General features: G+C 29.6%; 25 protein-coding genes. 18 read left to right on the forward strand and 7 right to left on the reverse strand.

The window, feature by feature from the left end; genetic code table 11:
* Window position 1 precedes the first annotated feature (1 nt).
* From secF to yajC, 3 genes are read right to left on the reverse strand one after another with little or no spacing between them, the layout of a single operon-like run.
* On the reverse strand, window positions 2-973 hold the full coding sequence (gene secF / locus CLCT_RS05030; protein ID WP_039668575.1) for a protein translocase subunit SecF: 972 nt from the start codon (window positions 971-973) through the stop codon (window positions 2-4).
* Window positions 973-2553 (reverse strand): protein translocase subunit SecD, encoded by a 1581-nt coding sequence (gene secD, locus CLCT_RS05035; RefSeq protein WP_149062454.1) that lies wholly within the window; start codon window positions 2551-2553, stop codon window positions 973-975. The genes secF and secD overlap by 1 nt, the downstream gene beginning before the upstream one ends.
* Window positions 2546-2821 (reverse strand): preprotein translocase subunit YajC, encoded by a 276-nt coding sequence (yajC, locus tag CLCT_RS05040; protein WP_039618686.1) that lies wholly within the window; start codon window positions 2819-2821, stop codon window positions 2546-2548. Before yajC ends, secD begins: the two co-directional genes overlap by 8 nt.
* On the opposite strand from yajC, the gene CLCT_RS05045 reads away from it, so the two are divergent.
* A complete protein-coding gene (locus tag CLCT_RS05045) occupies window positions 2791-4113 on the forward strand; it encodes an apolipoprotein N-acyltransferase (protein ID WP_149062455.1) in 1323 nt (440 codons plus the stop codon). The genes yajC and CLCT_RS05045 overlap by 31 nt on opposite strands.
* Window positions 4114-4123: 10 nt before the next feature.
* On the opposite strand, the gene metK is transcribed toward CLCT_RS05045, so the two are convergent.
* Window positions 4124-5317, reverse strand: coding sequence for a methionine adenosyltransferase (gene metK / locus CLCT_RS05050; protein WP_149062456.1), 1194 nt, complete (start codon window positions 5315-5317; stop codon window positions 4124-4126).
* Between the two features lie 132 nt (window positions 5318-5449).
* On the opposite strand from metK, the gene sstT reads away from it, so the two are divergent.
* The 17 genes from sstT to CLCT_RS05135 all read left to right on the forward strand — a co-directional run bounded on the left by sstT (window position 5450) and on the right by CLCT_RS05135 (window position 20823).
* Window positions 5450-6676, forward strand: a complete 1227-nt coding sequence (gene sstT, locus CLCT_RS05055; protein WP_039668579.1) for a serine/threonine transporter SstT — start codon at window positions 5450-5452, stop codon at window positions 6674-6676.
* A gap of 9 nt (window positions 6677-6685) precedes the next feature.
* Window positions 6686-7564 (forward strand): aspartate carbamoyltransferase catalytic subunit, encoded by an 879-nt coding sequence (locus tag CLCT_RS05060; protein WP_149062457.1) that lies wholly within the window; start codon window positions 6686-6688, stop codon window positions 7562-7564.
* Between the two features lie 4 nt (window positions 7565-7568).
* Window positions 7569-9290, forward strand: coding sequence for a M3 family oligoendopeptidase (locus CLCT_RS05065; RefSeq protein WP_039668581.1), 1722 nt, complete (start codon window positions 7569-7571; stop codon window positions 9288-9290).
* Window positions 9283-9729, forward strand: a complete 447-nt coding sequence (locus CLCT_RS05070; RefSeq protein ID WP_149062458.1) for a hypothetical protein — start codon at window positions 9283-9285, stop codon at window positions 9727-9729. The genes CLCT_RS05065 and CLCT_RS05070 overlap by 8 nt, the downstream gene beginning before the upstream one ends.
* On the forward strand, window positions 9726-11789 hold the full coding sequence (locus CLCT_RS05075; RefSeq protein ID WP_149062459.1) for an ATP-dependent helicase: 2064 nt from the start codon (window positions 9726-9728) through the stop codon (window positions 11787-11789). The genes CLCT_RS05070 and CLCT_RS05075 overlap by 4 nt, the downstream gene beginning before the upstream one ends.
* Window positions 11786-12604 carry a pseudouridine synthase family protein gene (locus tag CLCT_RS05080; protein ID WP_039668583.1) on the forward strand — a complete coding sequence of 273 codons (819 nt, stop codon included), beginning with the start codon at window positions 11786-11788 and terminating at the stop codon, window positions 12602-12604. The genes CLCT_RS05075 and CLCT_RS05080 overlap by 4 nt, the downstream gene beginning before the upstream one ends.
* Window positions 12598-12825, forward strand: a complete 228-nt coding sequence (gene csrA / locus CLCT_RS05085; RefSeq protein WP_012661763.1) for a carbon storage regulator CsrA — start codon at window positions 12598-12600, stop codon at window positions 12823-12825. The genes CLCT_RS05080 and csrA overlap by 7 nt, the downstream gene beginning before the upstream one ends.
* On the forward strand, window positions 12822-13577 hold the full coding sequence (locus CLCT_RS05090; RefSeq protein WP_149062460.1) for a 4-(cytidine 5'-diphospho)-2-C-methyl-D-erythritol kinase: 756 nt from the start codon (window positions 12822-12824) through the stop codon (window positions 13575-13577). Before csrA ends, CLCT_RS05090 begins: the two co-directional genes overlap by 4 nt.
* Window positions 13577-14032 (forward strand): SsrA-binding protein SmpB, encoded by a 456-nt coding sequence (smpB, locus tag CLCT_RS05095; protein ID WP_039668585.1) that lies wholly within the window; start codon window positions 13577-13579, stop codon window positions 14030-14032. Before CLCT_RS05090 ends, smpB begins: the two co-directional genes overlap by 1 nt.
* Before the next feature lie 13 nt (window positions 14033-14045).
* The gene (locus CLCT_RS05100) at window positions 14046-14663 is read left to right on the forward strand and encodes a thioredoxin domain-containing protein (RefSeq protein ID WP_039668586.1); all 618 of its coding nucleotides are present in this window, start codon (window positions 14046-14048) and stop codon (window positions 14661-14663) included.
* Window positions 14647-14940 carry an ATP-dependent Clp protease adaptor ClpS gene (locus CLCT_RS05105; protein WP_039668587.1) on the forward strand — a complete coding sequence of 98 codons (294 nt, stop codon included), beginning with the start codon at window positions 14647-14649 and terminating at the stop codon, window positions 14938-14940. Before CLCT_RS05100 ends, CLCT_RS05105 begins: the two co-directional genes overlap by 17 nt.
* Window positions 14937-17066 carry an AAA family ATPase gene (locus CLCT_RS05110; protein ID WP_149062461.1) on the forward strand — a complete coding sequence of 710 codons (2130 nt, stop codon included), beginning with the start codon at window positions 14937-14939 and terminating at the stop codon, window positions 17064-17066. The genes CLCT_RS05105 and CLCT_RS05110 overlap by 4 nt, the downstream gene beginning before the upstream one ends.
* A complete protein-coding gene (gene aat, locus CLCT_RS05115) occupies window positions 17041-17682 on the forward strand; it encodes a leucyl/phenylalanyl-tRNA--protein transferase (protein WP_039668589.1) in 642 nt (213 codons plus the stop codon). Before CLCT_RS05110 ends, aat begins: the two co-directional genes overlap by 26 nt.
* A gap of 92 nt (window positions 17683-17774) precedes the next feature.
* Window positions 17775-18206 (forward strand): flagellar basal body rod protein FlgB, encoded by a 432-nt coding sequence (gene flgB, locus CLCT_RS05120; protein WP_039668590.1) that lies wholly within the window; start codon window positions 17775-17777, stop codon window positions 18204-18206.
* Between the two features lie 10 nt (window positions 18207-18216).
* Window positions 18217-18711 (forward strand): flagellar basal body rod protein FlgC, encoded by a 495-nt coding sequence (gene flgC, locus CLCT_RS05125; protein ID WP_039618718.1) that lies wholly within the window; start codon window positions 18217-18219, stop codon window positions 18709-18711.
* Between the two features lie 3 nt (window positions 18712-18714).
* Window positions 18715-19008 carry a flagellar hook-basal body complex protein FliE gene (gene fliE / locus CLCT_RS05130; RefSeq protein WP_039668591.1) on the forward strand — a complete coding sequence of 98 codons (294 nt, stop codon included), beginning with the start codon at window positions 18715-18717 and terminating at the stop codon, window positions 19006-19008.
* A gap of 3 nt (window positions 19009-19011) precedes the next feature.
* The gene (locus CLCT_RS05135; protein WP_039668592.1) at window positions 19012-20823 is read left to right on the forward strand and encodes a cell division protein FtsI/penicillin-binding protein; all 1812 of its coding nucleotides are present in this window, start codon (window positions 19012-19014) and stop codon (window positions 20821-20823) included.
* A 27-nt stretch (window positions 20824-20850) separates the two neighbouring features.
* On the opposite strand, the gene hemH is transcribed toward CLCT_RS05135, so the two are convergent.
* From hemH to CLCT_RS05150, 3 genes are read right to left on the reverse strand one after another with little or no spacing between them, the layout of a single operon-like run.
* Window positions 20851-21753: a ferrochelatase gene (hemH, locus tag CLCT_RS05140; protein WP_149062462.1), complete on the reverse strand. Its 903-nt coding sequence runs from the start codon at window positions 21751-21753 to the stop codon at window positions 20851-20853.
* On the reverse strand, window positions 21753-22613 hold the full coding sequence (locus tag CLCT_RS05145; RefSeq protein WP_039668594.1) for a Gfo/Idh/MocA family protein: 861 nt from the start codon (window positions 22611-22613) through the stop codon (window positions 21753-21755). The genes hemH and CLCT_RS05145 overlap by 1 nt, the downstream gene beginning before the upstream one ends.
* Entirely contained in the window at window positions 22610-23686 is a 1077-nt protein-coding gene (locus CLCT_RS05150; protein ID WP_249040761.1) for a DegT/DnrJ/EryC1/StrS family aminotransferase, read from the reverse strand. The genes CLCT_RS05145 and CLCT_RS05150 overlap by 4 nt, the downstream gene beginning before the upstream one ends.
* Between the last annotated feature and the right edge of the window lie 27 nt (window positions 23687-23713).

Raw genomic sequence — 23713 nt, forward strand, 5'->3', positions numbered from 1 at the left:
TTTACACTGTTCCTTTTTCATACATTGCTCTTAATTTTTCTTTTTCTTGTTTTTTCTTTACTTTTTCTAATTCTTTTTGACGATACTGTGCAACACTAAATTTAAACCATAAAAGCGCTGGACTTGCTACAAATATAGAACTTGCAGTACCTGCTATAATACCTACTATCATAGTTAGAGCAAAACCTTCTATCATAGATCCGCCAAAGAAATAAAGCACTACAACAGTAATCAAAGTCAAACCCGTTGTTAAAGTAGTTCTTGATAAAGTAGCTGAAACTGATTCATTAATAATTAGATCAAGTTTTGAATTTTTACTTGTTTTAACACCTTCTCTAATCCTATCAAAAATAATAATCGTATCATTTAAAGAATATCCAAGCACAGTTAAAACAGCCGCCAAAATATCTAAATTTACATCTATTTCAAATAACGCAATAGCGCCCAAAGTAATAACTATATCATGAATTTCACATACAATAGAAGCCATAGCAAAACGCCATTCAAATCTTACTGCCAAATAAATCAAAATAGCAATCAAAGAAATTCCAACCGCCATAAGACCTTTATTACGCAGTTCATCTCCTACTTTTGGACCTACTACATCCACGCGGCGCACTTCAAATTTACCCGTATCTTTTAATAAATTTGCAATGCTTACTCCAATATCACTTCCCAAACTATCACTACTTCCTGAAAAACGAATAATCACTTCATTAGCACTACCAAATTCAGTAACACTAGCGCCTTTTAAATTTTCATTGATAGCTAAAGCTTTACGAATTTCAGCCAAAGGAGCTTTTTGCTCATATTGAAGTTGCACCAAAGTTCCACCAGTAAAATCAATACCAAAATTTAAACCCTTAGTAAAAAGGATAAAAATAGAACCAAAAAATAAAATAAAAGACAAAGAGATGGCTGCAAATCTCATTCTCATAAAATCATAAACATGTTTTTGACTAAAAAATTGCATTAAGGTCTCCTATATCCAAACCATAATCTTGTGTTATTGCTTTTTTCCATACGGTTCATAAACATTTCAAACATACCATGAGTTCCAACAATAGAAGTAATCATCGAAACTAAAATCCCAATACTCAAAGTCACCGCAAAACCTTTTACCGCACCCGTTCCATAAGCATAAAGCACCACTGAAGTAATAAGCGAAGTAATATTAGAATCTAAAATCGCACTCATTGCATGTTTATAACCATTTTCAACACTTTGTCTTATGCTAGCACCTTCTCGCAATAATTCTCTAATTCTTTCATTAATAATAACATTAGAATCTACTGCCATACCCACAGTCAGTACAAGTCCTGCCATACCAGGCAAAGTCAAAGTTGCACCAAACATAGCCATTACAGCAATAATCACTAAAATATTTGCCACTAAAGCAATATTAGCAAAAATTCCTGCTATACCATAATACATCACCATAAATGCAATAACCAATATAGAAGCACCTGCTAGGGCTATCATACTCATTTTAATACTATCAGCACCCAAAGATGGTCCAACACTTCTTTTTTCAAGCATTTTAACCGGTGCTAAAAGCGCCCCACTTCTTAAAGCAATAGCCACATCATGAGCTTCTTCTACGGTAAAGCTACCACTAATTTGGCCACTACCCCCGCCTATTCTTTCATTAATTCTTGGAGCTGAATATACTTTGTTATCCAAAACTATAGCTAAGCGTTTACCTACATTATTTCCGGTATAGTCTCCAAATTTTTTCGCACCTTCTGAATTTAAGGTAAAATTAATAACAGGAAGATTGTTACTTTGTGCAAAGCCTACTTTTGCATCTGTTAGCATAGAACCATCAAGAATGGGTATAGATTTTACTAGATATTTAATTTGAGGATTTTTTGCATCTTCAAAAATCAAGTCTCCATATTCAGCAGCTTGAGCTGGAGTAAGATTATTTACCTGATCCATTCTTACATCATCTACTTCCATTAATTGCAAATGTGCAGCTTTTGCGATAAGTTCTCTAGCTCTAGCCTCATCTGCAGCAGTTTTAATACCTGGAAGCTCGACTAAAATTTTATCCTCACCCGATCTTGCTACGTTTGGCTCTGCAAGGCCAAATTGATCAAGTCTGTTTCTAATGGTTTCTACAGCTTGTAAAATAGCTTGTTCATGGGTTAATTTAATTTCTTCTTGGGTTAAAGAAAGTGTGTAGTGTAAATTTTCGTGTGTAATAGCCAAGCCTTTAATGTCTTTTAATAACAAATCAACCTTAGCTACATCATTTTCATCTAATAAACTAAATTCAATACTAGCATCATTTACTTTGATTTTATCAACAATAATATCTTCTTTATTAATAGAATAACTAAGAGAAGAGGCTATAGATTTAACCTTTGATTTAACCGCCTCTTCTACTTCTACACCTAATAACATATGTAAACCACCTTGCAAATCAAGTCCTAGGTTGATCTTAGCACCACTTTGGGTTTGCATAAAAGAAGGTATGGAAAAAATTAATCCTATAAGAAAAACTACAAAGAAAATAATACTTCTATAAGTAATTTTTCCACTACGCATCAATTTTCTTTGCTATAAAATCTCTAGAAATTTTTACAACTACATTTTCATCATTAAGCTTAACTTTGATAAAATCCTCTTCTGGTTTTACCACCTCGCAAATTATTCCACCGTTTGTGATGATTTTATCTCCTTTTTCTAAAGATGAAACCATCAATTTATGGTCTTTTGCTTGTTTTTGTTGTGGTCTAATAACCAAAAAATAAAAAATCGCAAAAAGCACAATGAGAGGCAACAATGAAGTCCAAATATTTCCGTTTTCTGCCATTTCTTCCCCTTTTTTTAAAGTTCATAAATTCTAATTCTACCACTTTTAAAATAATAAAAGCCTTTTTTTCTGCACTTTTATTGTCAAATTTTATTTATTTTTCTTTTTTTGAAAATTTACTTTTTGAATTTATTTCACCATTTTTAAGTATATATGGTTTGATTTTATTGCTAAGAAATAAAAGTAAAATAGGATATTTTTATACCGGATTTTTTGTAGGAATTTTATGGTTTTGGTGGATAGTTTTATCATCAATTTATTTTGATTTAGCTTATTTAATTCCTTTAGAAATTATCTTAATCGGATTAATTTATGGATTATTATTTTTAATATGTTTTTTTCTTAAATATGATTTTTTAAGACTTTGTGGAATTTTTTTACTTAGTTTTGTTCATCCTTTTGGATTTGATTGGCTAAATTGGGGTGTTTTAAGTGTATATGGAATCTTTGATGCAAATTATCAAGGCATTATAGCTATGTTTTTGATTGCTTATTTTTATTATGAAAAATATATTTCAAGATATTATAAAATAGCAATCATTTTAATTCTTATTCTAATCGGAGCTCAATATAACCAAAAACAACCACAAACACTAAATTTAGACTATAAATTAATTCAAACCAATATCTCCCAAGATCAAAAATTCATACAAGAAAATTTACAAACTCACTCTAAGGATATATTTTATCAAATCAATCAGGCCATAAAAGAAGGCAAAGAAGTAATTATTTTTCCTGAAACAGCTTTTGCCTTTGCTTTAAATAAAGCTCCAAGTTATTTACAAGCTTTAAAAGATTTATCAAAACAAATCATCATCATCACAGGTGCTATAAGTACCACACCTAATCATCTATATAATAGTACTTATGTATTTGACAATGGCAATATACAAGTTTTTAACAAACACTATCTTGTACCTTTTGGAGAAGAAATTCCTATATTTAAAACCTTTTTTAAAAAATATCTTTTAAATATTGATGAATTTTCAAAAGGAAAGGAATTAAATCAATACACTTTAAATAATCAACTCATCACTAATGCTATCTGCTTTGAAGCCACAAAAGAAAAACTTTACAAGCACTCAAAAATCATCGTAGCTATTTCAAACAATGCTTGGTTTAATTTTTCAAGTGAGTATAAATTACAAAATTTTCTAATGCGTTTTTATGCAAATAATTATAATGTAAGTATATATCATTCAGTTAATGGAAAAGAAAATACTGTAATTAAACCAAAAAAGATATTGATTTTAAAGATAAAAGAAAAACTTTTAAAGCAAAATGAAGCTTAAAAGCTTCATTTTATAATGCTTTAAATTCATCAAGAGCGTCTAATTTTTCCCAAGGATAATCAGCCTGACCTACTTGACCACGAGCAGCTACATCAGCATACATAAAGGTATCTTTACTTGGTTTATCAAGATTGAATTTATTTTTAATCCAATTTGGAGTTAATGGGAAAGTTTTCATTACAAAATCACTTAAAATATCATCATTTAATCTTGTGTTTGTTCCCATACAATCCACACTAACAGAAGTTGGTTTAGCTACGCCTATAGCATAAGAAAGCTGCACTATGCACTTTTTAGCAAGACCTGCGGCTACGATATTTTTAGCAAGCCATCTTGCAGCATAAAGCCCACTTCTATCAACCTTAGTATAATCTTTAGAAGATTGTGCCCCTCCACCTATTGGAGCATAGCCACCAAAACTATCTACTATAAGTTTTCTTCCTGTTAAACCACTATCATGTAATGAACTGTGATTTACATATTTTCCCGTTGGATTGATTAAAATTCTTGTTTTTTCTGGACAAAAAAGCTCTTTTGGTAAATTTGAATCCAAAATCAAATCCATCACCAAAGCTCTTAAATCTTCTATTTTCATACTTTCAACACAAGGAGCTGAAACTACAATAGTATGGATACTTTGAGGTTTACAATTTTCAAAATTTTCTTTATTTACATAATCAATTGTCACTTGAGTTTTAATATCCACTCCAAGTTTATCAGGATTGTTTTTTGCAAACTCATATACTTTATCACAAAGCATTCTAGCATAAGAAATAGCTGCTGGCATATATTCTTTTGCTTCATTGCTTGCAAAACCAAACATTATACCTTGGTCACCCGCACCAATTTCTCCATCTTCTTGATCAACACCTTGATTAATATCAGGACTTTGTTCATTTAAAAATACCATTACATCTAAATCATCAGGATGCAAACATTGCTTTTTACTAAAATGTGGATGCCCATCATAACCAATATCTACTAGAGCTTTTTTTACAATATTTTCATAATCTTGTTTTTCTAGCTTATATTTTGATTTAATCTCACCACCAATTACTACTTTATTTCCTGCTACAAAAACCTCACTAGCAACCCTTGAGTCTTTATCATGAATTAAAAAAGCATCCACTATAGAATCAGCTATAATATCAGCACATTTATCAGGATGTCCTGCGCTAACAACTTCAGAAGTAAATAAATACATATTTTGAATATTCCTTATCATAAAAATTCTAGCTTTATTCTAACATAAGCTAGCTTAAAAATAAAAAAGCTTATTTAAGCTTTACTTTGTTAGAATAAATTAAAAATTTATCACTACAAAAAAAGGTAAGAAATGAGTTTATTTTCTTGTGCAATCAAACGCTATAAAGATGGAAATCTTATTTTGCAAATTTGCATAGGTATTGTTTTAGGAATTTTAGTAGGTATTTTTTCTAAAGATTTAGCTATTTTTGCAAATATTTTTGGTGCTTTATTCACAGGAGCTTTAAAAGCTATAGCACCAATTTTAGTTTTTATTTTAATCTTAACAACTATTTGCACAAAAGAATTTAATCATGGAAGCGAGAAAATAAAGCATATCATTTTCTTATATATATTTGGAACTTTTTTAGCTTCTTTAAGCGCAGTTAGTATAAGTTTTATCTTTCCTGTAGAATTAGTATTAACCGATATTGAAAAAGCTTCCACTACAAGTCCTGCACATATAAGTGAAGTATTTAAAACCTTACTTTTTCAAATCGTAGATAATCCTATCCACGCTTTATCCTCGGGAAATTATTTAAGCATATTAGCTTGGGCTATAGGCGGGGGTTTTGCTCTAAGACATTGCTCAAATGACGCAAAGCAACTTTTTACTGATATCAACGAAGGCGTGTTAAAAATCGTTAAATTTATAGTCAAGCTTGCTCCTTTTGGAATTTTTGGACTTGTAGCAAATTCAGTTGCTCAAACAGGAGCAGCAGGACTTTTAAGTTATATTAAATTATTAATAATTTTAGTTTTAACCATGTTTTTTGTAGCCTTTGTGATTAATGCTTTAATTGTTTTTGCTTATACGAAGAAAAATCCTTATCCTTTGATTTTTATTTGCTTAAAACATAGTGCTGTTTTTGCATTTTTTACAAGAAGTTCTGCAGCAAATATCCCTGTAAATATGGCACTTTGCTCTAAATTAAATATCAATAATAATTTATATAGTATCTCCATTCCACTAGGCGCTACGATTAATATGGCAGGAGCAGCTGTAACTATTGCTATATTAAGTCTTGCAGCAGCTCACACAGTAGGTATTGAAATAAATTTTTTACAAGCAATGCTTTTGAGTGTTTTAGCCGCATTTGCAGCTTGTGGAGCTAGCGGGGTTGCCGGAGGCTCACTTTTACTTATACCACTTGCTTGCTCTTTATTTAATATTGATTATGACATAGCCATGCAAGTAGTTGCGGTTGGATTTATCATAGGGGTTATCCAAGATAGCGTTGAAACAGCTTTAAATAGCTCAACAGACGTTTTATTTAGCGCTATTTGTTCAGATAATGAGCTTAATTTAAAAATTTAAGGAGGGCTTATGAGACATTTAATCACTACAAAAGATTTTAACAATGATGAAATCTTGACTTTATTTAAAGAAGTAAAAGAATTTTTAGATGAAAAACCACGTACATTTTTAGAAGGAAAAAGCGTTACGACAATTTTTTTTGAAAATTCAACACGCACTCAATCAAGCTTTGAAACAGCCGCAAGAAGACTAGGTGCTAAAGTTTTAAAATTAGATGTTTCAAGAAGTAGCTCAAGTAAAGGTGAAACACTTTTTGACACTGCTGCAAATTTAGATGCAATGGCACCAAGTGCTATTGTAGTTAGACACAAAAACTCGGGCGTACCTCATACTTTAGCAAATTATACTCATTGTCCTATAGTTAATGGAGGCGATGGCAAACATGCTCATCCCACCCAAGCATTACTTGATCTTTTTACTATAATGGAGCATTTTGATTACAATGTAAAAGGTAAAAAAATAGCAATAGTAGGAGATATTAAAAACTCACGCGTTGCTGCTTCAAATTTAGAATTATTACCTCGTTTTGGTATTGATATCACCCTAGTAGCCCCACCTCATTTTATGCCAAATTATCCTATTAAAAAAACAAATAAACTAAAAGAAGTCATTGATGATGTTAATATTATCATGAGTCTTAGAACACAAACCGAAAGACACAATATTCCAACCTATGCATCGCTTAAAGATTATGCAAATGATTTTTGCATTAGCAAAGACTTAATAAAAGATAAAAATCTCATTATCTTGCACCCTGGCCCTGTACATAGAAACATTGATATTAGCGATGAAGTAATGGCTGATAAAAGATGTAAGGTTTTAACTCAAGTTAAAAATGGTGTTGCCATTAGAATGGCTGTATTAAAAAAACTCATTTTAGAAAGCTAAAATCATGCAAAATTGGAACTTAAGTACATTATTTAAAGATGAACAAGAATTAAATCTTTTTTTACAAAAAACCCAAGATGAAGCTTGTGAATTTAAAAAACAACTTGAAAATAATCTTCATAGTTTAGACCATGAGCAATTTTTGCAGGCTTTAAAAAATTATGAAGAATTAATCTTAAAACTTTCTCACATACTAACCTATGTGTATTTAAATTTTGCTCAAGATACTACCAAAGGTGCTTTTTATGCAAAATATGAAAATTTGAGTAAAAAAATAGAAGAAAATCTTTTATTTTTTGAGCTTGAATTTTGCGAATTAAAAGAAGAAAAAAGCAAAACCTTCATTACATTTTGCAAAGATTATGAGTTTTATTTAAATAATCTTATCAAACACAAAAAACACAATCTTTCCAAAAAAGAAGAAAGAATTATCCTAGCTCTATCAAGTACAGGTTCAAATGCATTTGCAAGATTATTTGATGAAACCTTTAGTGCTTTAAAATTTAATTTTGAAGGACAGAAATTAAGCGAAGAAGAAATTCTAAGCAAGCTTTATGATAAAGATAGAAGTATTAGAAAAAAAGCTTCAAAATGCTTTAGTAAAACTTTAAAAAAACAAAACAAACTTTTAGTATATATTTTCAATATGATTAAAAGTGAACTTGCTAGTATTTGTGAGTTAAGATCCTATGAAAATCCTGAAACTCCAAGACATATAAGAAATCAAATTTCTAAAAAAAGTGTTGATGCGCTTATTAGTGCTAGCGAGAATAGCTTTGATATTGTTTCTAAATTTTACAATGCAAAGAAAAAAATTCTAGGATATAAAAAATTAAAAGATTATGATCGTTATGCGCCTATTGGAAAGGAAATGCAAGTTGATTTTGATCAGGGAAAGGATATAGTTTTAAAAGCCTTTGAAAAATTTTCTAAAGATTTTTATATGATAGCAAAAGAAGCTTTTGAGAATAATTGGATTGATGTTTACCCTAAAGAATTTAAACAAAGCGGTGCTTTTTCTCACTCAAGCACACCACTAAGCCATCCTTTTATACTTTTAAACTATACCAACCAAAGACGTGATCTTTTCACCCTAGCACATGAGCTAGGTCACACTATACATCAAAAACTTTCTTATAAAGTAAGTTTTTTAAATCAAGATACACCACTAACTACAGCAGAAACTGCTTCAGTGTTTGCTGAAATGTTGATTTTTGATTATATTAAAGAAAATTTAGACAAAGAAGAGCTTTTATCTTTATATGCAGCAAAGATTGAAGATATTTTTGCTACTCTTTATAGACAGATTAATTTTACCACCTTTGAACGCAGATTTCATGCTAAAAAAGAAGAGTTAAGCACTCAAGAACTAAGTGAAATTTGGCTTGAAGAATCAAGAAAAATGTTTCAAGATAGCGTAGTTTTAACTAAAAACTATGGCCTTTGGTATTCTTATATACCACATTTTATACACTCTCCATTTTACTGCTATGCTTATGCTTATGCACAACTTTTAGTTTTAGCACTTTATGGTCTATACAAAAGTGGTAAATGTACTGATTTTACTTCAATTTATATTGAGTTTTTAAGTAGCGGTGGAAGCAAAAGTCCAAAAGAACTTGTAGCTATGTTTGGCTTTGATATAGAAAGTGATGAGTTTTGGAATATAGGCTTAGAGCAAGTTAGAATACTAGTAGATGATTTTTTAAGGCTAAGCAATGATTGATAAAATTTTAAATAATAAAAATTTTATAAGTTTAATGCAAAAAAGCATTTATGAATGTTTACAGATTTTAATCCAAGAAGATATTGAGTTTAATATCATTGTAAATACTAAATTTGTTACACTCGAACCTCCTTTGCCACCAGAATTAGATGTAGTGAGTAAAAATCCTTATTGTCTTTTTGCGCTTGGTGGCTATACTTTTAAATCCATAGTTTTAAAAAATGAACATATAGAATTTCATGCAGGTTTTGGGCCTGATGATTTTGCAACTTTTGTGAAAGTGGATTTAGGAGCAATTACTCAAATCCAAGTTGAAGATAATATCATTTTTGTTAATTTTTCAAACTATTTCAAAAAGCAAAATGATCAAAAATTAAAAGAAAAATCCATGAATGCTTTTTTAAATAATCCTAACAATAAAGATTTATTTAAAAAATGAGTTTTTTCGAAGGTTTAAATGATAACCAAAAAGAAGCTATCATGCATATTGATGGAGCTATGCTGATACTAGCAGGCGCAGGTAGCGGAAAGACTAAAACCATTACCACTAGACTTGCTTATTTAATCGATCATGTAGGTATTCCTGCGCAAAATACCCTCACACTAACCTTTACAAATAAAGCTGCTAATGTAATGAAAACAAGAGCCTTAGCACTTTTACAAGATCAAAATTTGCACAATCCCCTTTTATGCACTTTTCATAAATTTGGCTTGTTATTTTTAAGACTTTATAGCGAAAGAATTAATAGAGCAAATAATTTTGTCATTATTGATATAGATGATAAAAAGAAAATACTAAAAGATTTAGCTAGTGAAAATTTACAATGCTCTTTAGCAAGCATAGGTGCTTATATTTCAAATTTTAAAAATCAAAGCAAAAGCGCTCAAGAAATACGCAAAGAATTAGAATTTTTAAAAGATGAAAAAAACAAAAATTACGAAGAAATCGTTCATTTATATGAACAATATGAGCATTTTTTAATCCAAAATAATTTCATGGATTTTGATGATTTACTCATGCTAACTAATAAAATTTTAGAAGATGAACAATTTGCAAAAGAACAAAGTCAAAAATATGCCTATATAACAGTAGATGAGTATCAAGATACCAATGTCTTGCAATATCAAATTCTAAAAAAACTTTGCACTTCTCATGAAAATATTTGCGTGGTGGGTGATGATGATCAAAGTATCTATGGTTGGCGTGGGGCTAAAATAGAAAATATTTTAAATTTTAAAGAGCAATTTAACAATGTAAAATTAGTCAAACTAGAGCAAAACTACCGCTCAACTAGCGCTATTTTACAAGCTGCAAATGAACTTATAGAGCACAATAGAAAAAGACTAGGAAAAACTTTAATTTGCACCAAAGATAAGGGCGAAGAAATTACAATTTTACAAAATGATGATGAAAAAATTGAAAGTTTTAAGGTTTCAAGAGAAGTTTCAAAACTTTTAAACTCAGGGATTAATCCTAGTGAAATAGCCATACTTTATAGAGTAAATGCTCTATCTCGTGCTCTTGAAGAAGCTTTTAGCAAAGAAAAAGTTCCTTTTAAATTGCTAAGTGGAATTCGTTTTTATGAAAGAGCTGAGATTAAAGATATTATTTCTTATTTAAGATTACTTTCAAATTTAAATGATGATTATTCTTTTAAACGCATTATCAACCGCCCTAAAAGAAACTTTGGCAATGCAAGTTTAGAAAAGCTAGAAAATTATGCCAAAGAAAATCATTTATCCTTATTTGAAAGTCTATGTGCTTTGCAAGGAAGTGGATTTTTTAGCAAAAAAACAGACAAAGAATTGGAAAAATTCATACTAAGTATACACAAAATCAGAGAAAAAGATGATTTACTTGCAATGATTTTAGCCTTAGAAGAAGAATTTAAAATCAAAGAATTTTATAAAGATAACCCAGAAGGTGAAGATAAACTTTTAAACATAGACGAACTTTATGCTAATTTAAAAGATAAAATCACTCATGGAGATTATAATGGCTTAGATGATATTTTAAATGAAATTTCTTTACTCAATGAGCAAGATGGACTTGATAAAGAAAGTATTTGTATTATGAGTATTCACGCAAGTAAAGGACTTGAGTTTGATTATGTTTTTATCATAGGCTTAGAAGAAGGGTTTTTTCCACTCACTAGCGAATCAAGCAATATAGAAGAAGAAAGAAGACTTGCTTATGTAGCAATCACTAGAGCCAAGAAAAAACTTTATTTAAGCTATGCTAATTCTAGATTTTATAAAGGAAGTCGCACAAGATTAGAAAAAAGTAGATTTTTTGGCGAGAGTAATGTAATCAAAAAAGAATTAACACTAGATCATCAAAAAAATTGCTACAAAAAAGGCGATTTAATCAAACATAAAATTTTTGGCATAGGTAGAGTTACTGGGGTAAGTAAAATAGGAGCTGAAGAAAAACTCACGATTAATTTTGGAGGCATAGAAAGAATGATAATGTCAAGTTTTGTGGAAAAAGTAATATGAATAAACTTTTTGTAGCTTACAAACCAAGTGGAATAAGTTCTAATGCTTTTTTAGGCAAACTGAAGAAAAAATATAAAAACAAAAAAGCAGGTTTTTCAGGAACACTTGATCCTTTTGCAAAAGGTGTTTTGCTTATAGCCTTTGATCAATACACAAAACTTTTTCGCTTTTTTGATAAAAATCCAAAAGTTTATAAAGCAACACTTTGGCTAGGCGTGTATTCACTAAGCCTTGATAATCAAAACATCAAAGAGATCAATCTTATAAATGCCTTTAATAAGCAAATTTTAGAACAAATTAAAAATGAACTTTTAGGTAAAATCACCTACACCCCACCCGCATTTTGTGCAAAAAAAATAGATGGAGTGCGCTCTTATGAGCTTGCAAAAAGAGGTTTTGAAGTCAATTTAAAACCCTGCGTTATGGAAATTTTTTATACTAAAATTTTACATTACAATCATCCTTTTTTAACTATAGAAATAGCAGTTAGTGAGGGTTCTTATATACGCTCTTATTGTGAATTATTTGCTAGAAAACTTGGTATTAAAGCCACACTCAGCTCACTAGAGCGTTTAAGCGAGGGAAGGTTTTTTTATGAGAATGAAAAAGAGTTAAATCCTTTAGCTTATTTAAATCTTAGAAAAAATACGATAAAATATCCCCAAAAATTACACAATGGACAAAAAATATTTTTGGACGATTTGGAAATTCAAGAAGAAGGTAGCTATATTTTAGAAGAAAAAGATTTTTTTTCTATCATTTCTATCCAAGATAATCAAGTGCAATATTATTTAAACAAGGTATTAAAATGTTAATTTTATCAAGAAAAGAAAATGAAAGTATAAAAATCGGAGATGATATAGAAATCAAAGTAGTTCAAACAGGTAAAGGCTATGCTAAAATAGGCATCGAAGCTCCAAAGTCTTTAATGATACTACGCAAAGAGCTTATCGAGCAAGTAAAAAGTGAAAATTTACATGCAATTAGCGATGAAACGATAAAACTTGATGATCTGAGTAAAAAGCTTAAAAAATGAAAGCTTACGCAAAAGCTAATATTTTTTTAAAAATCATAGGAATTGATTCAAAATCATATCATTTATTGCAATCACGCTTTGTTTTGTTAAAAGATATTTTTGATGAGTTAAGCTTTAGTGATACAAAAACCAAAGAAGGGTTTGAAATCACTGGAAATTTTACCCAAGATATCATCATACACAAAGCTTATAAAGAATTAGAAAATTTAGGATTTTCTAATGAATTAAATGAATTTTTTAAAGACAAAAGTTTAAAACTTATCAAAAATATTCCCATAGGTGGAGGTCTTGGCGGAAGCAGTACTGATGCGGTGACATTTTTACTTATGGTTAACGAAACTTTAAATTTAAAACTTAGTCAACAACAACTTGAACAAATCTGCCAAAAACTCGGTTCTGATTTAATCTTTTTTTTAAGTGGGTATAATAGTGCAAATGTTAGCGGTTGTGGTGAGATTGTAGAATATTTTGAAGATGATTTTAGCCAACTTGATTTTACTTTTCCGGCTATTGAGTGTTCAAGTGCCAAAGTATATAAAGCATTTGATGAAAGCCCATATGATTTAAAAGCGAATTTAAATTTGACCAAAACACTTAAAACACTCAAAACAAGTGAAATTTTAGAGTATAAAAATACTGATTTAAACGACTTATTTGCTCCTTGTGTAAAAATTTATCCTAAAATGCAAACATTTCTTAATGAGGCTTATTTTTTAAGTGGAAGTGGAAGTGGAGTTTTTAAGGCTAAATAATGAAAAAAACTATAGTAAAAAACAAAAAAGCTTTTTTTGATTATGAAATTTTGGAAAAATTTGAAGCAGGCATTGTTTTAAAAGGTTCTGAGGTGGTAGCATTAAGAGCTAGTAGAGCAAATTTAAAAGATTCTTTTGTGCGTATTATCAAAGGTGAAATTTTCTTACTTAATGCTCATATTTCTCATCTTAGCACCACACATTCATTTTACAAACATGATGAAAAAGGTGCACGAAAACTTTTAATGCATAAAAAGCAAATCGATAGACTTTTTGGTAAAATTAGCACCCAAGGCTTTACTATAGTGCCCTTAGAACTTTATTTTAATGAAAAAAATAAAGCAAAAGTTTTAATAGCCTTAGCTAAAGGAAAAAACTTACACGATAAAAGAGAAAGCTTAAAGAAAAAACAAGCAGATCTTGAAGCAAGAGCTGCTATGAAAAATCATTATTAAAAAAAGGATTTTGATGAAAAAATTTGCTTATTTATTTTTTATATTTGCTTTTGCATTTTTAATAAGTGCTTGCTCAAGTGAAGAAAAAATCGAAAATGAATTTGCTTTTGCTGAGTATAAAGTGGGTGATGAAATTCTTTTAAAAAGTGTCAATGGTGGTGAAAAAACCTTAGTAAGAACACAAAATGGTTTTATGATAAAGGGCGAAGAGAATAAAATTTTAATGTTTGATTTTTTTGGAACCTTTTGCACGCCTTGCCAAGAAGAAGCTGCCCATCTAACAAGCTTATGGCAAAAAAATACAGATAATTTTATTATCGTAGGGCTTAGTCATTTTGAAAATGTAAGCGATCAAACTGTAAAAGATTTTGCTATTAAATATGGGGCGTATTATTTTTTAAGCAATTCTAAAGAAAATGATAGAATTGTCGCGCAAGCTTTAAAAGATATTAACTATCAAAGCATGGAACAACTTCCTTTTAAAGTAGTTTTAAAAGATGGTATTTATCAAGATTTAACAGACTTTTGGAATAAAGACTCAAAAAGCTATGTGAAATATTATCTTGGAAAAGTTTCCACTGAGATTATGCAAGAAGATATTAATAGGATATTAAATGGGTCTAAAAAGTGAAATTTTAGAACAACAAAAACTAGCAGAACCTAAAATGTTTAAGGTTTTGCTTTTAAATGATGATATTACCACCATGGATTTTGTAATTGAAATTTTAATGAATATTTTTCATCATGATTTTGAAAAAGCAAGCGCAATTATGCTTGAAATCCATCATCAAGGAAGCGGGGTTTGTGGCATATACACAGAAGAAATTGCACTTAGCAAAAAACAGCAAGTTGACATGGCAGCAAAAAATAATGATTTTCCACTCCAAACAAGGATAGAAGAACAATGAAATATAAAGAATTGATTGACTCATTTATACCAAATGCAAGACATTTAAGCTTTATCAATCATCATGAATTTATCACTTGTGAGCATTTACTTTTTGCTTTAGTTAAACTTAGCAATGATTTTAAAAATCTACTTGAAGAAATCGGAGATGGTGATTTACAAGGCTTTGAAAATGAATTAAAAAATTATCTGGCTAAAAATAATGAAATTTTAAAAAAAGAAATAGAACCTATTTTTTCTGTAATTTTGGAAAATATATTACACAAGCTAAATGCGAAAAATCAAACAAGCGTGATTGATTTTATCATCGCACTTTGTAAAGAAGAAAAAGCTTATTCTTATAATATTTTAAAAAAACACCTAATAGAAGAAGAAAAAATAAAAGAATTGTTACAAAATGCTGAATTTAAAAATTTAAAAACCCATACTATAGAGCTAGTTGAACTTGCAAAAAAAGGTAAAATAGATCCTGTTATAGGTAGGAAATTTGAACTTGAAAGAATGATGCAAATTCTAAGCCGTCGCAAAAAAAATAATCCTATTTTAGTTGGTGAGCCAGGTGTTGGTAAAAGTGCTGTTATAGATGGACTAGCGCTAGCTATAACTGAAGAAAAAGTACCAAAACATTTAAAAAACTCAAAAATTTATAGTCTTGATATGGCAAGCTTGCTTTCAGGAACAAAATATAGAGGTGATTTTGAAAAAAGATTAAAAGATATCATAAAAGAATTAGAAAATATCCCTAATGCTATTTTATTTATAGATGAAATTCACACCATAGTAGGAACTGGTGCAAGCAATGAAAGTCATGCAGATATGTCAAATTTATTAAAACCTGCACTAAGTAATGGTAACATTAAATGCATAGGTGCAACTACTTTTATAGAATATAAAAACACCTTTGATAAAAACAAAGCCCTAAGTAGAAGATTTGCAAAAATTGATATAGATGAGCCAAGCGAAGAAGAGTGTTTTTTAATCTTACAGGGCTTAAAAAGCAAATACGAAAATTTTCACAAAATCAAAATCAGTGATGAAATTTTACAAACAAGTATAAAACTAGCAAAACAATTTTTACATGATAAATTTTTACCCGATAGTGCGATTGATTTAATCGATGAGCTTGGCGCAAGTTTTGCTTTGGAAGATAAAAAAAGTAAAAAAATAGTAAAAATAAAAGATTTAGAAAATACTTTAGCAAGAATGACACATTCTCATAAAATTTATGAAAGCGATCAAGGTAAAATTCTTAAGAACTTGGAACATGTTTTAAAACAAAATATCTTTGGACAAGATGAAGCTATTAAAACTTTATGTTCTATTTTAAAACAAAGCTATGCAGGATTAAAAGGCAAAAACACTCCAAAAGGTGTGTTTTTATTTACCGGATCAAGCGGGGTTGGCAAAACCGAACTTGCTAAAAATTTAGCACAAATTTTAAACCTTAATCTTGAAAGATTTGACATGAGTGAATACTCACAAAAACATGATGTAAGCAAACTCATAGGAACTTCAGCAGGTTATGTGGGCTATGAAGATGGTGGCTTGCTTAGCAATAGTATTAGAAAAAATCCTTTTAGCATAGTTTTATTTGATGAGATAGAAAAGGCTCATCCTGATTTAACTAATACCTTTTTGCAAATTTTTGATAATGCAAGTTTAACAGATAATAGTGGGTTAAAAGCTGATTTTAAAAATACTATTATCATTATGACTTCAAATTTAGGTCTCAAAGAAAGTAATGAGCTTGGTTTTTTAAGCAGTGATAAAGAAAAAAGTAATAAAGCCATAAAAGATTTCTTCGCACCTGAATTTATCAACCGTATAGATAAAATCATTCATTTTAATGACTTAAGTCAAGAAATTTTAGAACAAATCGTTCAAAAAGAACTAGATTTAATGGCAAAAAATTTAAACAACATCACCATGGAAGCTGATAAAAAAGTAAAAGAATTTCTTGCTAAAAAAACTACTAATAAAGAATTTGGAGTAAGATTATTAAAACGCATTATTGCCGAAGAATTAGGTGAGAAATTGAGCGATGAGATTTTATTTGGAAAATTAAAAAATGGTGGTAAATTAAAACTCAAACTTTCCAAAAATGAAAAAATTGAATTTGTATTCTAAACTTTTAAAAAGCCCTGATGATGCGCCTGTTTTTATTAGTGAAAAACTAGAAGTAGATTTTATACCTCATGCTTATAGCTTAGGGCTTTTTCCATGGACTAGCAATCCTGTTACTTGGTGGTGTCCTTCTCCTAGAATGGTGCTTTTACCTGATGAAGTGCGCATACAAAAAAGCATAAAAAAAGCTTTAAAAACTTATGAAATAAGACTTAATTTTGATTTTAACTCGCTTATAAATCATTGCGCAAAAAGAAAAAAAACTTGGATAAGTCAAGAATTTATACAAGTTTATACAAAGCTTTTTGAGCAAAATTTAGCTCATAGTGTTGAAGTTTATGAAAATGATGTTTTAATCGGCGGTTTATACGGACTTATAATAGGTAAAATATTTTTTGGTGAAAGTATGATAAGTCTTAAAAAAGATGCTTCAAAAGTAGCCCTAATAAGACTTTGTGAACTTTTAAAACCATATGATTTTTTAATAGATTGTCAAGTGCCTAACGAGCATTTAAAATTTATGGGTGCCAAAGAAATGACAAAAAAGGATTTTTTAAAAACATTAGAAAAAAAAGTTTTGCTTGAAAGTGGCTTTAAAAATTTCAAAAATTTACTATAAAAAGATATACTTATACATAAACAAAATTGCATAAATATTTTGGAATGATTTTTGCTTTTAACCTATAAAAGCTTTATTTTAAAGGAAAAATTATGATAAGCCCTTTTAAATCAAAAGAACTTATTGTTGATGCTTTAGCAGGAAGAAACCTAAGAAGTCAAATGATTAATTCTAACCTTGCAAATGTCGATACTCCTTTTTATAAAGCAAGAGATATAGAATTTGAAACTGCTTTAGTTAATAGAGCAAATGAAATTTTCAAAAAAAAAGATACCAAAGAGCTTGAATTAGCAAGTACAAACGCAAATCATCAAAAACCTTGGAAATTTCCAGATCCTAATAAATCAACCATTTATTTAAGAGATGGACATTTAGCAAGAAATGATGCAAATACAGTAGATCTTGATGTAGAAACTACTGAAATGAGTAAAAATACTATGATGATTACTGCTTTAGATGGTGTTTTAAGAAGACAAAGTAATATTTTTTCAACCATCATAGAAACAAGCTCTAAATTAGGCTAGGAGAAAAACAATGGCTTATTTAAGTGATTTTGATATTAGCGGATACGGACTTAGCGCTCAACGCTTTAGAATGAATGTAATTAGTTCAAATATAGCTAATGCAAACACCACTAGAACAGCAGAAGGTGGTCCGTATAGAAGAAGAGAAGTGATTTTTAAAGCAACTGATTTTAATGAATTACTAAATAAACAAATTGCTAAAGATAATAATTTTTTAGAATATGAAAATCCTTTAAACGACCCAGCTTCACAAAAAGATGCAAAACCTGCTATAATGAGTGTAGTAGTTGATAAGGTTGTAAGAGATGATAAAGATTTTCGTATGAAATTTGATCCATCTCATCCAGATGCGAATGAACAAGGCTATGTTGCTTTTCCAAATATAAACCCTGTCATCGAAATGGCCGATTTAATAGAAGCAACAAGAGCTTACCAAGCCAATGTAAGCGCTTTTACAAGCACTAAAACTATAGCACAAAGTGCGATAGATTTACTAAGAGGTTAATAAATGAACACTATTAATGGTATTAATCAATTTAACAATGTTAACAATAAAAATAATAATAACTCAAATAATATAGGTGATGAATTTTCAAGCTTATTAAAAAATTCTATTAACAACCTTAATAAAACTCAAGAAACAGCTGAAGCTGCTATGGTAGACATTGCAACAGGCGAAGTAAAAGACTTACACCAAGCAGCAATTGCTATTAGCAAAGCTGAATCAAGTATGAAATTTATGCTTGAAGTTAGAAATAAGGCTATAAACGCATATAAAGAAATTTCAAGAACTCAAATTTAATATATGCTTTCAAACACCATTAGAAATAGAGTTTCAAAGGTAGCTTTTGCTTTTTGTATGGCTCTGTTTTTTATGGCCTTGTTTTTACTTTCTACTTTTTTTCTAACCTCAAAACGCCATATACCAAATACCCAAAAAGAACAATATTTTTCCGCTCTTAGAGGCAATATCATTACAAGCGATAATTTTACAGTAACTTCTAGTAGGCAAATTTATAGAGCTGAAATTGATCTTAGAAGTTTAAATCCTGATAAAAAAGAATTATTTTTAACTCTTTTTCAAATTTATAGTAGTGCAAGCGATGAACAAATGCAAGATATCAAAAAAAGAATGCTTGCAAAAAAAAGAAGAAGTTATAATTTTATTTTACTCCAAGATATTAATTCAAAAGATGCAAGTTATTTAAAAGAATTAGCTAAAAAGCTTTATACTCAAGGTTTTTTTAAGTCTTTTACAAATAACAATGGCAGAGTTGAAACAAGAGGACTTGATATCATAGAACACAAAGAAGATCGCGTGTATATGCCAAAAGACTCACTTACTCCTATCATAGGCTACACAAGAACTTATATGGATGAAAAAAGTGAAATTTTTAAAAATGTTGGCATAAAAGGCTTAGAAAAATACTACAATGAATGTTTAAGCCCTTTACAAAATGCAAAAATCCAAGGTTTAAGAGATATAGGTGGCAATATTATCTTAAATTTACACTCTTATGAAAAGCGTAAAATAGATGGATGTAATTTATACTTAAATATTTCACTAAAACTTCAAAAAGGCTTAGAAAAGGCTATTGATAAAAGAAATGAAGATCTAAAAGCTAATGAAATTATAGTTGCAATTATGGAAAGTAAAAGTGGGAAAATTTTAGCCCTTGCTAGCTCAAGAAGATATGATCCGCAAAATCGTGGAAAAGATCTATCTGTGCTTAATGCAAGTGCGATAGAATATGGCTATGAAGCAGGCTCTGTTATAAAGCCTTTTATATTTACCACTGCTTTAATGCTTGATAAAATCAAAGTCAATGAAATCATCAACACCCAAGGTGGTCAATACAAGCTTGGCCGTTTTACTATACGCGATGATCATAGAAAAGATAAAATGAGCATGGAAGAAGTTATCACCTACTCTTCAAATGTCGGTATGATTAAAATCGCCCAAAGATTAAGTAATCTTGAAATCATCTCAGGGCTTAGAATTTTTCGTTTTGGAGAAAGAAGCGGTATTGATCTTCCTTATGAACAAAAAGGAGAAATACCAAATCCAAAAAGGTTAAGAGAAGTAGAAAAATCTGTATTAAGCTATGGCTATGGCTTAAAAACAACTTTTATGCAACTTCTAGCTGCTTATAATGTATTTAATAATGATGGAATTTATATCACACCACAAATTGCAAATAAAATTTATCAAGACGGACGTTTAATAAAACTTGATGATGAAGTTAAAAAAGAAAAAATTCTTTCAAGTAAAGCCGCCAAAGAAATGCAACAAATTTTAATCAATGTTATAGAAAAAGGAACGGGCAAAAAAGCACAAACTCAAGGCATCATCATAGGTGGCAAAACGGGTACAGCTAGGATTGCTGAAAGAAAAGGCTATACTTCAAATCGCTACAATGCTTCATTTTTTGGCTTTGCAAATGATGAGAAAAACAATTACACTATAGGGGTTTTGGTGAGAAATCCTACCAAGGCTTATAGTTATTATGCTGCACAAAGTGCTTTACCTATGTTTAAAGATACAGTAAATCTTATGATAAAAGAAAGTTATTTAAAGCCTATAGAAAACAAAACAATAAAAACTAATCCGAACTAACTTTAAAATTTAGAGTTTTATTTGACTCTAGACTAAACAATTTAAAATAAACTCTATAAACTCATCGCTATCATTAGGGCAAGCAATAAGCTCATAATCACTTTTTGCTAAGTGTCTATACTCAACTCCAAGCTCAAAAATCGTTTCAGAGCAATCTATACAAAAAGATATAGGATAAATCAAAGCTTTTTGATCTAAATTTTCTAAAATATCACTTGTGTTAGGTTCAAGCCATTTCACTGGACCTAGTTTTGATTGATATGATAAAATGATTTGATCAAATTCATTTTTAAGTTTTTCTTTCAAGATACCCACATGCTCTTGCACATGTTTTTCATACAAATCACCTTTTTTAATCACTGAAAGCGGTAAAGAATGGGCAGAAAAAATCAAAATTTTATAATCACACTCTTTCTTTTTTTCTAAAATATGTTTTATAATCATTTCATTATAAAGTTCATCTTTATAAAAAACATCAATGATTTTTACATTAGCTTGATTTTGGATATTTCTTAGCTCATTTTGTACCACTTCTAAAGAACTAGTTACAGTGGTTTTAGAATGATGGGGGTATAAAGGAAATAAAATGATTTCATCATTTTTTTGAAAATCATATTTTGAAAAAATATCATTTGCAAAGGGTGGAACATATAGACTGATAAAATCAAAATTATATTCTCTAGTTTTGGAATTTAATTTATCACATAAACTTTGCGTGATTTGAGTAAGCGGGGATTTCCCACCCATTTTTTCATAGTTTTGCTTCATAGCTTTTAGTCTTGATTTTCTTATCATAAAGGCTACAAATTTTCTTAAAAAAACATTTTTTATTCCTAAAATATAAGGATCATTAAACATATTTTTTAAAAAAACTTCACATTCATCAAGTTTATTAACCCCGCCCATATTTAAAAAAAATACATATTTCACTATTTAACACCTTCTAAAATTTCTTGCACTCTCAAAGCATCTTCAATGCTAGCTAAATTTTTACAAACCCCATTTTGCAAAAGCTCAAAAAAGTCTTCATGCTCAGCATACAAAGGAGAATTTTCATATAAATTTGGAATTTTTTGCGTATTAATAAAAAATTCAAAATTTTTAAGATCAAGTTCATAAGTATGTTTTTTACCTAAAAGTGTGATTTTTCTTATAATGCATTGTCCATTCCAGCTATCATGAATACTTGCTAAAATATTTTCTAATTTTAAGCTTATCATTACCTCATCTTCAAATTTATCATAATGGAAGCTTTTATAAATATTTGCTTTTAAAATCTGTTCTTGACTTAAAAATCTAACTAAGTCAATATCATGTACACCAAGATCACTTAAAACACCTACATCGTTTATTCTTTGTGGATAAGGCGAAATTCTTTGTATATTAATACTTATAATCTCATCTTCTAAGAGTTTTTCTTTTAAAGTTAAAATAGCAGGGTTAAATCTCTCACAAAAACCCACCCCTACTCTGACTTTATTTTCTCTAGCTTTTTGCTCTAAAATTAAAATTTCATCAATATTTAATGCCAAAGGCTTTTCTATCAAAACATTTTTTATTTTAAGAAAAACCTTTAAAGCTGTATCTAGATGCGTATGAGTAGGCGTAGCAATGATAACACCGTCAAGATTTTGCTTTAAAAAATCATCAAAATTTTTATGAAAAAAGTGTTTAAATTCATCTTTGCAAAAAGGATCATAAAGATGAATTTCTTTTACTTTTAAATTACGCTCAAGTTCTCTTAAATGGTTTTTACCCATTTTACCAAGGCCTATAAGCCCTATTTTCATTTAAAAGCCTCAATCACTCTAGCTTGGTGCTCTTCTTTTAAAAATGCACTCATAGGTAAAGATAAAATTTCACCACTCAAAAGTTCTGTATTTGGCAAATCACCTTTTTTATAAGCAAGATAATCAAAAGCTTCTTGTAAATGAAGCCCCAAAGGATAATGCACCGCAGTAGGTATGCCTTGCTCTTGTAATTTTTGCATGAAATTTTCTCTATTCTTTACACGCACACTATATTGAGCCCAAGCACTCACAAAATCATCTTTTCTTGATGGTAAAATACAATTTTTTAAATTTTCATCATAAATTTTTGCTATTGCCTCTCTTTTTTTAATCTCTTCATCTAAGTATTTTAATTTCACATTTAAAATGGCTGCTTGGATAGTATCAAGCCTTCCATTAATGCCGATGTATTTATGCTTATATCTTTGCACTTGTCCATGATTTAAATAAATTTTTATTTTTTGCGCTAATTCATCATCTTGGGTAAAAATCGCTCCACCATCTCCATAAGCACCTAAAGGCTTAGATGGGAAAAAGCTTGTACAAGATATATCAGCTATAGCACATGATTTTATGCCTTTTTGACTAGCTCCAAAACTTTGCGCACCATCTTCTATCAAAGCAATATTTTGACTTTTACAAAGCTCTTTTAGAGCAAACATATCAGACATAAGCCCAAAAATACTCACAGCAATTACAGCTTTAGTTTTAGGCGTGATGGCACTTTGAATTTTTTCTAAACTAAGATTATAATCTTTAAAATCAATATCTACAAAAATAGGCTTAGCGCCGATTAGAGCAACCATTTCAGCTGTAGCTATAAAGGTAAAACTTGGCACTATCACCTCATCATTTCTACCCACGCCCAAAGCCATCAAGGCTAAAAATAACGCACTTGTGCCACTTGAACAACCTATTGCATGTTTAATACCTACATATTTAGCTAAATTGTTTTCAAATTCTTCTAATTTTGCACCACCTATAAAAGAGGTGCTTTGTAAAACTTCGCCAATAGCCTCATCGATTTCATTTTTATAAGCATTATATTGAGCATTTAAGTCTATAAAAGGAATTTTCATTGCATTACCTTAATAAATTAA

Source organism: Campylobacter lari subsp. concheus (genome assembly GCF_008245025.1).
GTDB lineage: Bacteria > Campylobacterota > Campylobacteria > Campylobacterales > Campylobacteraceae > Campylobacter_D > Campylobacter_D concheus.

Excerpts from the sequence above, each read along its gene's own strand:
- CLCT_RS05110 (WP_149062461.1), top strand. The coding sequence starts at position 14,937 with ATGAAATATAAAGAATTGATTGACTCATTTATACCAAATGCAAGACAT.
- flgC (WP_039618718.1), top strand. The coding sequence starts at position 18,217 with ATGGCTTATTTAAGTGATTTTGATATTAGCGGATACGGACTTAGCGCT.
- CLCT_RS05145 (WP_039668594.1), bottom strand. The coding sequence starts at position 22,613 with ATGAAAATAGGGCTTATAGGCCTTGGTAAAATGGGTAAAAACCATTTA.
- sstT (WP_039668579.1), top strand. The coding sequence starts at position 5,450 with ATGAGTTTATTTTCTTGTGCAATCAAACGCTATAAAGATGGAAATCTT.
- CLCT_RS05045 (WP_149062455.1), top strand. The coding sequence starts at position 2,791 with ATGAAGTCCAAATATTTCCGTTTTCTGCCATTTCTTCCCCTTTTTTTA.
- CLCT_RS05090 (WP_149062460.1), top strand. The coding sequence starts at position 12,822 with ATGAAAGCTTACGCAAAAGCTAATATTTTTTTAAAAATCATAGGAATT.
- CLCT_RS05065 (WP_039668581.1), top strand. The coding sequence starts at position 7,569 with ATGCAAAATTGGAACTTAAGTACATTATTTAAAGATGAACAAGAATTA.
- smpB (WP_039668585.1), top strand. The coding sequence starts at position 13,577 with ATGAAAAAAACTATAGTAAAAAACAAAAAAGCTTTTTTTGATTATGAA.
- CLCT_RS05135 (WP_039668592.1), top strand. The coding sequence starts at position 19,012 with ATGCTTTCAAACACCATTAGAAATAGAGTTTCAAAGGTAGCTTTTGCT.
- fliE (WP_039668591.1), top strand. The coding sequence starts at position 18,715 with ATGAACACTATTAATGGTATTAATCAATTTAACAATGTTAACAATAAA.
- yajC (WP_039618686.1), bottom strand. The coding sequence starts at position 2,821 with ATGGCAGAAAACGGAAATATTTGGACTTCATTGTTGCCTCTCATTGTG.
- flgB (WP_039668590.1), top strand. The coding sequence starts at position 17,775 with ATGATAAGCCCTTTTAAATCAAAAGAACTTATTGTTGATGCTTTAGCA.
- CLCT_RS05080 (WP_039668583.1), top strand. The coding sequence starts at position 11,786 with ATGAATAAACTTTTTGTAGCTTACAAACCAAGTGGAATAAGTTCTAAT.
- CLCT_RS05105 (WP_039668587.1), top strand. The coding sequence starts at position 14,647 with ATGGGTCTAAAAAGTGAAATTTTAGAACAACAAAAACTAGCAGAACCT.
- CLCT_RS05100 (WP_039668586.1), top strand. The coding sequence starts at position 14,046 with ATGAAAAAATTTGCTTATTTATTTTTTATATTTGCTTTTGCATTTTTA.
- secF (WP_039668575.1), bottom strand. The coding sequence starts at position 973 with ATGCAATTTTTTAGTCAAAAACATGTTTATGATTTTATGAGAATGAGA.
- csrA (WP_012661763.1), top strand. The coding sequence starts at position 12,598 with ATGTTAATTTTATCAAGAAAAGAAAATGAAAGTATAAAAATCGGAGAT.
- secD (WP_149062454.1), bottom strand. The coding sequence starts at position 2,553 with ATGCGTAGTGGAAAAATTACTTATAGAAGTATTATTTTCTTTGTAGTT.
- CLCT_RS05060 (WP_149062457.1), top strand. The coding sequence starts at position 6,686 with ATGAGACATTTAATCACTACAAAAGATTTTAACAATGATGAAATCTTG.
- CLCT_RS05070 (WP_149062458.1), top strand. The coding sequence starts at position 9,283 with ATGATTGATAAAATTTTAAATAATAAAAATTTTATAAGTTTAATGCAA.
- aat (WP_039668589.1), top strand. The coding sequence starts at position 17,041 with ATGAAAAAATTGAATTTGTATTCTAAACTTTTAAAAAGCCCTGATGAT.
- metK (WP_149062456.1), bottom strand. The coding sequence starts at position 5,317 with ATGTATTTATTTACTTCTGAAGTTGTTAGCGCAGGACATCCTGATAAA.
- CLCT_RS05075 (WP_149062459.1), top strand. The coding sequence starts at position 9,726 with ATGAGTTTTTTCGAAGGTTTAAATGATAACCAAAAAGAAGCTATCATG.